We start from the raw sequence: 8,634 nt of genomic DNA on the forward strand, positions 1-8,634 counted from the left end.
AGATCCTCGCGGTCCTGATTTCCGCCGGTGCGTTTCGGCCTTTCGGCTTCTTCGCGGTTCCAACCTTACCAGACCCGTTCGGCGTTTCCGCCTTTCCGTATCCGGTCCCTGCTGGAGCGGGGCGGCCGTCCGGCTTTCGCTTTCCGGCCTTTCCGACTCTATCAGATCCGATTCACAGTCCGTTTCCGGGCTGAATTCGTTTCCGACTTTATCGGAGGGGTTTGCCTTTCGGCTGTTCCGACTTTATCAGAAGCGTTTTGCCGATCTGAGATCGGTGCACGGTTTCCGGATAAAGATGCGGAGGCGCTTCGTGGAATCAATGTTCCGGCCGAAGCAGATGTGAGACTAACCGTTGCGCTCGAACATGTCTAGTCCGTTGCAACCGTTCGAATCTACCTCCCCGCCCTGCCCGTGTCAACGGACATCTTGGGGAGATCAGGAGATTAGCAGGTCAGCGGGGCTTTACGCACATCAGGCGGCGGTCGGGACGGGGGCCTCGCGGTCCGCCTCGTCGACGTCCCCTGTTTCGCCTGAACGGACGGCCCGTCCGCCGAGCACGTACACGTACGTGAGGAAGGCCAGCTCGGCGAGGACGCCGATGGTGATGCGGGCCCAGGTCGGCAGGCCGGAGGGGGTGACGAAGCCTTCGAGAATGCCCGACACGAACAGCACGGCGGCCAGGCCGATGGCGACGCCGAGGGCGGAGCGGCCCGCTTCGGCGAGGGCGATGCGGCGGGTGCGCGGGCCGGGATCGATGACGGTCCAGCCCAGGCGCAGGCCGACTCCGGCCGCGACGAACACCGCGGTCAGTTCCAGGAGGCCGTGCGGGAGGAGCAGGCCGAGAAAGGAGTCGAGGCGGCCGGCCGAGGACATCAGACCGAGGCCGACACCCAGGTTGAGCATGTTCTGGAAGAGCACCCAGAGGACGGGCAGGCCGAGAAAGGCGCCCAGGACCAGGCACAGGGCCACCGCCTGTGCGTTGTTCGTCCACACCTGTGCCGCGAAGGACGCGGCGGGGTGGCTGGAGTAGTACGTCTCGTACTCCCCGCCCGGGCGGGTCATGGCGCGGAGGTCTTCGGGGGCGCCGATGGCGGCCTGCACCTCGGGGTGGGTGGAGATCCACCACGCGATGAGGACGCCGACCCCGGTGGAGACCAGGGCCGTCGGAATCCACCAATGGCGCAGGCGGTAGACCGCAGCGGGGAACGACACCGTGAAAAAACGGGCGGCGTCGCGCCAGGAGGCCTTGCGCGCGCCGGTGACCGTACTGCGGGCACGGGCCACCAGAGAAGTGAGGCGTCCCGTGAGAGCGGGGTCCGGGGCACTGGCCTGGAGGAGGGACAGATGTGTGGTGGTGCGCTGGTAGAGGGTGATCAGCTCGTCGGCCTCGGCGCCGGTGAGGCGGCGTTTGCGGCGCAGCAGCTCTTCGAGCCGGTCCCACTCGGCGCGGTGGGCCCTTGTGAAGACATCGAGGTCCATGGGTTCAGCTCCTGGCGGCGCCGTGCGGTGACTGTGCCGTCAGCTTGGCAGACTGGCCTGGTCGGCAGTGGGGCGGGCAGCGGTTCGGGAACGGGCCGGCAGGGACCGGGGCAAGGGAGGACGGCGCAGGTGAACGAGCTCGTGACGGGCGAGGCGGTGGTGTTGGGACTGCGGCCGGCCCGGCTGCCGAGCCGGGCGCTGGCGGTCCTCGTCGACCTCGCGGTGACCTGGAGTGCGTACGTCCTGGTGTCGGTGCTGATGCTGAGCGCCACGGCGTCGATGGACGAGGCGGCGGAGGCCGCCGTCTCGGTGGCGCTGTTCGTGCTGGTGCTGGTCGGGGTGCCGATCGTGGTGGAGACGCTGAGCCACGGCCGCTCGCTGGGGAAGCTGGTGTGCGGGTTGCGGGTGGTGCGCGAGGACGGCGGGCCGGTCCGTTTCCGGCACGCGCTGGTGCGCGGCGCGCTGGGCGCCGTGGAGATCGTGCTGACGATGGGTGTGGTGGCGTGCATCGCGTCGCTGGTCTCGGTCAGGGGGCGGCGGCTGGGGGACGTGTTCGCGGGCACGGTCGTCGTACGGGAGCGGATACCCACCCCGCGCGGGCTGCCGGTGCTGCCGCCCCCGCCGCCCTGGCTGGCGGCGGAACTCGGCGCGCTGGACCTGTCGCGGGTCCCGGACGGCTGGTGGTTGACGGTGCGCCAGTACCTGAGCCGAATACGGCAGCTCGATCCGCAGGTCGGCGCGGCGATGGGGGCTCGGCTGGCGGCGGATCTGTGCGGCTGGACCGGGGCGTCGGTGCCGGCGGGGATGTATCCGGCGGTGTATCTGGCCGCGGTGATGGGTGAGCGGCAGGCGCGGGAGGCGCAGCGGGCGTTCGGAGCGCCGTTGGGGGCTCCGGGGCCGGTGGCGGCCGGTCAGGGGGGCACGTATGGAGGGGCGTATGCGGGTGGTGCGTACGGAGGTGCCGCGTACGGGGGTGCGGTGTACGCGAGCGGAGCGGGTGGGCCGGGCGGAGCGGCGGGGGCTTGGGATTCTTCGGTGAATGCGGCTGAGTCGGGGCCTGCGCGCGAGGAGACGTCGTACGCGATACCGGCGGCGGGACAGCGCGGGGCGGACGCCGTGGGAGCGGACGAGGCGACGGGCGGGAGCGTGGCCGGCGGCGGAGCCCGAGTCGGCAGCGGCAGTGGCGGCGAGGCGCCGGGCGGGGTCGGGGAGGCCGTGGAGCCCGGGGCCGAGAGCGGGGCGGAGGGTGGCCGGGAGCGGCGTCGGGGGTTCACGCCGCCGGGGTGAGAAGCGCGTGCGGTGCCGATGGGCGCGGTCGGGTCACCGGTGGGCGCGGTCGGGTCAGGTGAAGGTCGAGGGCGGGGTTTCCAGGTCTTCGAGTTCGATGCCGGGGGCCGACAGGACGACGTCGCCGGCGAGGTGGACGGCGTGCTGTTCACCGGTCTCCAGGTCGTTGACCTGGTATTCGTCCGCGGTCAGCGGGCCGTTGTCAGTGGGGTGTGCTGTCCTTTTCACCAAGGCCCAGGACTGGTCGAGCGTGCGGGGTGCGAGGACGGGGGGTGTGAAGGCCACCAGGCGGGTGCGGACGGCTCCGGCGCCGGGGGCGGGGCGCAGCAGCCGGGCGGTGGCGATGAGAAAGGCGGGGGACGCGCCGGTGAAGGCATGGGCGGGGACATTGCCTTCGGTGGCGTGCGCGCCGGACGGGTCGGTACGGACCCAGGTGACGCCTTCCAGGGCGGCGCCGCGTACCTGCCAGCCGCCGGCGTGGAGTTCCAGACGGATGGGGCGGCCGAGGTCGTCGAGGGTGAGGTCGACGGAGCCCGCGTGGTCTCCGGAGGGGGTGGTGAGCTGGGAGACGTAGCGCCAGCCGGAGGGGCCGGGGGCGCAGTGGAAGTGTTCTTCGCCGAGGGGGGTGTGATCGTGCGGGTCGTGCAGGGAGTAACGGCCGCGGGGCATGGGGGTCCTTGGTCGGGTCCGGTGGTACGGGTCAGGCCCCCGCCGTGGTGCTGGGCGGGGGCCTGGATCACCGGCTGCCGGTGGTGGTGCCCGAGGTGCGCGGTGGCGGGGCGGGCACCGGGGGCGCGGGGATCAGTAGCGGTAGTGGTCGGACTTGTAGGGGCCCTCGACCGTGACGCCGATGTAGGCGGCCTGCTCGGGGCGGAGGGTCGTCAGCTTGACGCCGAGGGCGTCGAGGTGGAGGCGGGCGACCTTCTCGTCCAGGTGCTTGGGCAGCACGTAGACGTCGGTCGGGTACTCCTCCGGCTTGGTGAACAGCTCGATCTGGGCCAGGGTCTGGTCCGCGAAGGAGTTGGACATCACGAAGGAGGGGTGGCCGGTCGCGTTGCCGAGGTTGAGCAGGCGGCCCTCGGACAGCACGATCAGGACCTTGCCGTCGGGGAAGGTCCAGGTGTGGACCTGCGGCTTGACCTCGTCCTTGACGATGCCGTCGATGGCGGCGAGGCCGGCCATGTCGATCTCGTTGTCGAAGTGGCCGATGTTGCCGACGATCGCCTGGTGCTTCATCTTGGCCATGTCGGAGGCCATGATGATGTCCTTGTTGCCCGTCGTGGTGACGAAGATGTCGGCGGTCTCGACGACGTCGTCCAGGGTGGTGACCTGGTAGCCGTCCATCGCGGCCTGCAGCGCGCAGATCGGGTCGATCTCGGTGATGATGACGCGGGCGCCCTGGCCGCGCAGCGACTCGGCGCAGCCCTTGCCGACGTCGCCGTAGCCGCAGACGACGGCGGTCTTGCCGCCGATGAGGGTGTCGGTGGCGCGGTTGATGCCGTCGATCAGGGAGTGGCGGCAGCCGTACTTGTTGTCGAACTTCGACTTGGTCACGGCGTCGTTCACGTTGATCGCCGGGAAGAGCAGCACGCCGTCGCGCTGCATCTCGTACAGGCGGTGCACGCCGGTGGTGGTCTCCTCGGTGACGCCGCGGATCTCCGACGCCAGCTTGGTCCACTTCTGCGGGTTCTCGGCGAGGGTGCGGTTGAGGAGCTCCAGGATCGCGCGGTGCTCGTCGTTCTCCGCGGTCTCGACGGCGGGGGCCTTGCCGTCCTTCTCGTACTCGACGCCCTTGTGGACCAGGAGCGTGGCGTCGCCGCCGTCGTCCAGGATCATGTTCGGGCCGCCGGTGGGCGAGTTCGGCCAGGTCAGCGCCTGCTCCGTGCACCACCAGTACTCTTCGAGCGTCTCGCCCTTCCAGGCGAAGACCGGGACGCCCTGCGGGTTCTCGGGGGTGCCGTTCGGGCCGACCGCGATGGCGGCCGCGGCGTGGTCCTGGGTGGAGAAGATGTTGCAGGAGGCCCAGCGGACCTCGGCGCCGAGAGCGGTGAGGGTCTCGATCAGCACGGCGGTCTGCACGGTCATGTGCAGCGAGCCGGTGACGCGGGCGCCGGCCAGCGGCTGGGCGGCGGCGTACTCCTTGCGGATCGCCATCAGGCCGGGCATCTCGTGCTCGGCGAGGGTGATCTCCTTGCGCCCGAAGGCGGCGAGGGACAGGTCGGCGACCTTGAAGTCCTGGCTGTTGGCTGCGGTCGACATTCGGGTTGCTCCCGTGGTCGAGGGTGGTTGGCTGGCAGTCTGCGGCGCGGGCAGGTGGGGTCGTCGCCGCCCGGAGTCGTGCGCGGGCGGTCGTATCGCATGAGCGACATACCGTCCGGGACGGCATACCGTACGGGCGGTTCCGCGTGGGCGGACACACCTCTCCCCTGGCCGCAGCGCAGTCCGTCGGAGGCCCTCTCTCCCTCGGCCGGCCCGCGGGGCGGACCGCCCGACCGCCATCAGCAGCGACGTCTGGCACTGGTCACGAATCTACACCGATCGCCCCCGGGAACCCCAGCCCGCCCTAGGAAACTACGAGCGGCCGCCGGTGCCGGCGGGCCGGCGGGCCGGGCGGGGGCGCCGGTGGCAGGGGTGGTGGTGCAGGTGGTGGGCGCGTGGACGGGGGCTGCGGGCTTCCGTTTCGACGTGGAGTGGCGTTGGGCACTGTGCGCCCGCCCCTCCGTATTGCAGGATGCGGGGAGCGCGAGGACACTCGCACGTCACCTCGCGCGCACGTCCGTTAGGAGAACCACGTGACCACCAGTCCGGCTGATCCCCCCAAGGGCGCGGGGAGGAGCGGGCAAGGTCTGAAATTGCTCGCAGTGACCGCCTGCCCGACCGGCATAGCCCACACGTACATGGCCGCCGAGAAGCTGACCCAGGCCGCCGAGTCGCTCGGCCATGAGATGAAGGTGGAGACGCAGGGGTCGATCGGCGTCGAGAACGTCCTGTCCGACAACGATGTCAGCCGTGCTGACGGCGTCATCATCGCCGCGGACAAGGACGTCGACCCGGCCCGCTTCGTCGGCAAGAGGCTGCTGGTGGTGGGCGTGGCCGAGGGCATCCGCCATCCCGAGGAGCTGATCGAGCGGGTGCGGAGCGCGCCGGTGTACGGGACGGACGGGGCAGGGGCCGGGACTGGGTCAGGGGCTGAGGCCGGCGGTGGAGCCGGAGGCCGTTCGGGCGTCGCGGGTACGGCCGGTGCGCGGTCCGGCGGGAGCGGCCGGTCGGGAGCGCGGTCCGGAGGAGGCGTGGGGGCCGGTGGCTCCGGGGGGAAGGAGCGCGGCCTCGCGTACAAGGCGCTGATGAACGGTGTCAGCTACATGATCCCGTTCGTCGTGGTCGGCGGTCTGCTGCTGGCGCTGTCCCTGGCGGTCGGCGGGCAGGCGACGCCGAAGGGGCTGGTCATCCCGGAGGGCACCTTCTGGGCACATGTCAACGACATCGGCACCATCGGGTTCCAGCTCATGGTGCCGATCCTCTCCGGCTACATCGCGTACGCGATCGGGGACCGGCCCGCGCTGGTGCCGGGCATGATCAGCGGCTGGATAGCCAACACCGGCGAGCTGTACGGCTCCGAGGCGGGCGCCGGGTTCATCGGGGCGATCGTCACGGGCTTCCTGGCCGGGTACCTGGTCCTGGGGATCAAGAAGGTCCGGGTCCCCCGGTTCGTACGGCCGATCATGCCGATCATCGTGATCCCGATCGTCGCGACGGCGGTGCTCGGGCTGTTCTTCATCTACGTCCTCGGCAAGCCGATCTCGTGGGTCTTCACGCACCTGACGGACTGGCTCAGCGGGATGACCGGCACCAGCGCGATCGCGCTCGGCGCGGTCCTCGGCCTGATGATCGCGTTCGACATGGGCGGGCCGGTCAACAAGACGGCGTTCCTCTTCGGTACGGGGCTGATCGCGACCGGCAACCAGACCGTCATGGGCATGTGCGCCGCCGCGATCCCGGTGATGCCGCTCGGCCAGGGCCTGGCCACGCTGATCCGCCGCCGCCTGTACTCCGACCAGGAGCGGGAGACCGGCATGGCGGCGCTCTTCATGGGTCTGTTCGGCATATCGGAGGGCGCGATCCCGTTCGCGGCGGCACGGCCCGCGCAGGTCATCCCGGCGAACATGCTGGGCGGCGCGGTCGCCGGCGCGGTGGCCGGCATGGCCGGGGTGACGGACGCGGTGCCGCACGGCGGTCCGATCGTGGCGATCCTCGGTGCGGTCGGCGGGGTGCCGATGTTCTTCGTGGCCGTGGCGGCCGGGGCGGTCGTGACGGCACTGGTGACGGTCGCGCTGGTGGACGTATCGGCGCGGCAGAAGGAGCGCGCGGCGGCTGAGGGGCGTACGGCGGCTGGGGAGATCGGGGCGGATCCGGCATCAGGGCTGGGGACGGGTTCCGGGCCGGTGCCGGCCGGGGTCGGGGCGGCTGGGGTCGGTGTGGCCGCGGCGGCTGGGGCGGCTGGGGCGGCTGGGGCCATGGCTGATGAAGGTGTGGTGACTGGGGCTACCGGGGGCATGGCGGTTGGTGCGGCCGGGGTCGCGGCGGCCGGGAGTGCCGGAGGCGGAGGTGCCGGGGTCGGGAATGCCGAGGGCGGAGGTGCCGGGGTCGGGAATGCCGAGGGCGGAGGTGCCGGAGGTGGAAGCGCCGGGGCCGGGGCTGGGAGCACTGTGGCCCGGGTTGCTGGGAGTGCCAGGGGTGAGAGTGGTTTGGTCGAGGGTGCCGGGGCCGGTGAGGTGACTGGTGGAGAGGCGCCTGGTGGGGTTGTGCCGGGTGTAGGCACGTCAAGCACGTCGGATGGAGGCTCACCGGGCACGTCGGGTGGAGGCTCACCGGATGTGCCGGGTGAGGGCACCTCGGATGTGCCGGACCAGGGCTCGTCGGGTTACCAGGGTTCGTCGGGTGCGGGCACTTCGGGTGGAGAGGCACCGGCTGGAGGCGCGCTCGGCGCGGAGCCGAGGGGTTCGGAGCCAAGGGGTTCGGAGCCAAGGGGCAAGGAGACGAGGGGCACGGAGCCGAAGGGCGCGTTGCCGAAGGGCGCGGAGTCAAAGGGCGCGGAACCGGACGGCGCAGAGCTGGAGGGTACGGAGTCGGGCGGCGTGGAGGCAGGGGGTGGCGAGCCGGGGGGTGAGGTGCTTTCCGGGTATCTGTCGCGGGAGACCGTGAAGGTGCGGCTGGCCGCTGACGGCAAGGAGGCCGCGATCCGCGAGATGGCGGAACTCGCGGCCCGTACCGGCAAGGTGGCGGACGTGGAGGAGCTGGTCCGGGTGGCGCTGGCGCGCGAGGCGCAGGGCACCACCGGCCTCGGCGAGGAGATCGCGATCCCGCACGCCAAGACGGACGCGGTGACCGCCCCCGTCGTCGGCTTCGCGCGTTCCACCGAGGGCATCGACTGGGACTCGCTGGACGGTACGCGCGCCAAGCTGGTGTTCATGATTTCCGTACCGGAAGCCGCCGCCGGTGACGAGCACCTGCGCATCCTGGCGCTGCTGTCCCGGAAGCTGATGGACGCGGACTTCCGGGCGCGGCTGCGGAACGCGCCGGACGAGACGGCGATCCTGCGGGTGCTGAGCGAGGTCGGGTAGCCGACAGGCGAGTAACCGGGTAGCCGGGCAGTCGGCAGGTGGCAGGTGGCCGAAGCGGCTGGGAGTCGGAAGACGGCACAGGGCCCCGCACCACTTCAGGTGCGGGGCCCCTGCCCGTACGAGAATGTCTGCCGCCCAGGGGCAGCGATGGGTCGGCTCCGGGGGGGCAGCCACGGACCGGCTCCCGGGGCGACCACGGTCGGCTGGGGAACGGTCCCGGACGGCCCCTGAGCGACCACAACCCGCT

At 71.3% G+C, this 8,634-nt stretch carries 6 protein-coding genes; 3 read left to right on the forward strand and 3 right to left on the reverse strand.

Annotated features, from left to right (window positions below; all coding sequences use genetic code 11):
- On the forward strand, positions 1-194 hold a 194-nt coding region (locus ACH4EB_RS32295), incomplete at its 5' end, for a hypothetical protein (protein ID WP_398351730.1).
- Positions 195-471: 277 nt separating this feature from the next.
- On the opposite strand, the gene ACH4EB_RS32300 is transcribed toward ACH4EB_RS32295, so the two are convergent.
- Positions 472-1,479 carry a stage II sporulation protein M gene (locus ACH4EB_RS32300; RefSeq protein WP_398351731.1) on the reverse strand — a complete coding sequence of 336 codons (1,008 nt, stop codon included), beginning with the start codon at positions 1,477-1,479 and terminating at the stop codon, positions 472-474.
- A gap of 129 nt (positions 1,480-1,608) precedes the next feature.
- Between ACH4EB_RS32300 and ACH4EB_RS32305 the strand changes: the two genes are divergently transcribed.
- Positions 1,609-2,766, forward strand: a complete 1,158-nt coding sequence (locus tag ACH4EB_RS32305) for an RDD family protein (RefSeq protein ID WP_398351732.1) — start codon at positions 1,609-1,611, stop codon at positions 2,764-2,766.
- A 54-nt stretch (positions 2,767-2,820) separates the two neighbouring features.
- On the opposite strand, the gene ACH4EB_RS32310 is transcribed toward ACH4EB_RS32305, so the two are convergent.
- Both ACH4EB_RS32310 and ahcY read right to left on the reverse strand, forming a co-directional pair.
- A complete protein-coding gene (locus ACH4EB_RS32310; protein ID WP_398351733.1) occupies positions 2,821-3,435 on the reverse strand; it encodes a hypothetical protein in 615 nt (204 codons plus the stop codon).
- 132 nt (positions 3,436-3,567) lie between these two features.
- Entirely contained in the window at positions 3,568-5,025 is a 1,458-nt protein-coding gene (gene ahcY / locus ACH4EB_RS32315; protein WP_398351734.1) for an adenosylhomocysteinase, read from the reverse strand.
- A 593-nt stretch (positions 5,026-5,618) separates the two neighbouring features.
- Between ahcY and ACH4EB_RS32320 the strand changes: the two genes are divergently transcribed.
- On the forward strand, positions 5,619-8,387 hold the full coding sequence (locus ACH4EB_RS32320; RefSeq protein WP_398351735.1) for a fructose-specific PTS transporter subunit EIIC: 2,769 nt from the start codon (positions 5,619-5,621) through the stop codon (positions 8,385-8,387).
- Positions 8,388-8,634 lie beyond the last annotated feature (247 nt).

The organism is Streptomyces sp. NPDC018045 (assembly GCF_044327445.1).
Classification (GTDB): domain Bacteria; phylum Actinomycetota; class Actinomycetes; order Streptomycetales; family Streptomycetaceae; genus Streptomyces.